This is a genomic window from Butyrivibrio sp. ob235 (assembly GCF_900109475.1).
Taxonomy (GTDB): domain Bacteria; phylum Bacillota; class Clostridia; order Lachnospirales; family Lachnospiraceae; genus Butyrivibrio.
The window spans coordinates 1-2,185 of the sequence record NZ_FOBE01000069.1; the positions used below are offsets into that span (position 1 = coordinate 1).

1 protein-coding gene is annotated in these 2,185 nt (G+C 43.1%); it reads right to left on the minus strand.

What is annotated here, in order from left to right; genetic code table 11:
* Positions 1 to 325: 325 nt before the first annotated feature.
* Positions 326 to 2,059, minus strand: a complete 1,734-nt coding sequence (locus BMW61_RS21425) for an IS1634 family transposase (RefSeq protein ID WP_091826111.1) — start codon at positions 2,057 to 2,059, stop codon at positions 326 to 328.
* Between the last annotated feature and the right edge of the window lie 126 nt (positions 2,060 to 2,185).

Here is a 2,185-nt window from a genome sequence, read left to right on the forward strand (position 1 = left end):
TCCCATCTTTGACACCTAAAAAGCCGCAATCCCAGTATACTTCTAGGATTCCGGCTTTATTTTTATCACGTGAAATGCGTAATGTTGCGTATATACTCTTTGAAATGGAAGCCTTGCCTACGGCAAGCCTCTGAATTAATGCGAAGGGCGTAAGGTTACGCCAGACCCAGGTTCATATCCGCTTGATTACCTTTTTATCATGAGCCATATATCTGTCAAGGCTGCAAAGCACCGCTCCGCGGCTACGGCCTTGACAGATATATGGCTCATGAGTACTGTTTGACAAGCGGATATGAACTAAGGGTGTCCTAGACAGGACCACCGTCTACAGTCCTTTAGTTCTTCTTATAATTCCGGCCATTACTTTAGGGGTTGTCAGTTCATAATCAGTATGGAATCCGGCGTTTTCATGCAATGCATCTGTCAGTTCAGTTCTTGTATAGCAGGGAATGTATCCTTGATCGGATACTTTTCGCATTTCCATGTGTCTCAGAGTTCTTACGATCTCTTCGCAGGTGAATTTTTCATCAAGCTCTTTTTCGAGTATCCTGTATATCATAAGTGCTATGAAGCATGTAAGGAAATGAGCTTCTATTCTGTCATCTCTTTGCAGGTATACCGGCCTTGCTTCAAACTCTGATTTCATTATCCTGAACGATTCTTCGATCTCCCAGCGATCATGGTTTATCTTTGCGATATCAGCGGGAGAGTCGTCAAGGTTAGTACATACTGCGTAGAATCCGTCATAGCGTGCTTCCTCTTCAATCGCTGCCTCATCAATTTCATACCTTGCCTTGCTGGCTATTTCACCATCATTTGTAAACGGAGTTTTCTTGATGAATCTTTTTGCGTCGTTTTGAGATCGCTTGTCAGCCTGGGCAGGCTTATCAAGAAGCTTCCTTGCGCGTTCTATCTGACGGCTTCGGATTGTCTGCTGATAATCTCTGTATTTAAGGGAGTAGGTGACAATAAGCGTCTGATCAAATGGTATGTCACGTTCTTCATCATATCCTTCTATAAGCATCTGTTTATAGTAGATGCGTTTTCTGTTCTCCGGAGTGTCTTCAAGCTTTGAAATGTCATATTTCTTTTTGCTGCCTTCTGTTTCCCATCCGCTGGGATCAAGGCACCATTCTTTAAGATCACTTTTGAGTTTCTTGATAGACTGAGTTGTTATGAAGCTCCGCTCACCATAGTTGTTGAATCGTCTGTTTGCGTCAGATGATAAACCGGCATCTGTGCATACGATAAATTTTGAGAGCTCGAAATCCCTCATTATCTGTTGCTCCAGAGGTTTTAGTGACAGCTGTTCATTCTGGTTGCCGGGATTTATGCAGAAAGCCAGGGGAATACCGGACTTATCCATGAACAGTCCCATCTGTACTATGGGATTGGGACGGTGCTCTTTACTGGGACCGTACTGCTTAAGACCGGATTCTTTTTCCAGTTCAAAGAAGTAGTTAGTGCAGTCATAGAAAAGAATACCTGTATTTCTTTTTACAAGTTTCCGGGAGCGCTTATAAAGCTCTGACTGTATGAAATCGGAATTTTCAGATAACACTGAAAGAGCACGGTAAACCTGATGCAGTTCAAAGGCTGGCTGTTCAAGCAGCTTCTGAGACTGCTCATAGCATGACAGCTTTGAAGACGGATAAAGGATCCTACCATAAAGGAGGCGTGAAAGTATTGTGTTGAGGTCATACTCAAAAGCATTGCCTTTCTTTATGGCACGGCATATGGATGGAAGGCCAAGCTTATAATAAATCTGCTGCAGGAATAGATATCCCGAGTTGAAAGATAGTTGGGTGTTCATATCGATTGTGCTATTGGTTGTGAAAGGAACCAGCACGCGATGATCAGATGCAGCCTCTTCCTCATTCAGCAGCCTCAATTGTTCCCTGGCCCAGGCGTCGACATCATCGACACCATAGGTCTCCCGGATTGATTTCTCAGTCCCTAGTTTTTTGACTATTTCAGAAGAATTCTTCCCTCCGCGACGGACCGAACGGATTATGTAATACGAGATTGCATTCTTGGATTTTACTTTGTTTAACCGCATAGAACACCTCCACAACTTATAGTATTATTGTACCACAATACGGCATTACGGTCTACAAGATGTTGAAATTTTACAAAAAAATAAAGCCAGTACTGGCTTTCAGCGATTTGGGGTGTCAAACTTCCG

Excerpts from the sequence above, each read along its gene's own strand:
- BMW61_RS21425 (WP_091826111.1), bottom strand. The coding sequence starts at position 2,059 with ATGCGGTTAAACAAAGTAAAATCCAAGAATGCAATCTCGTATTACATA.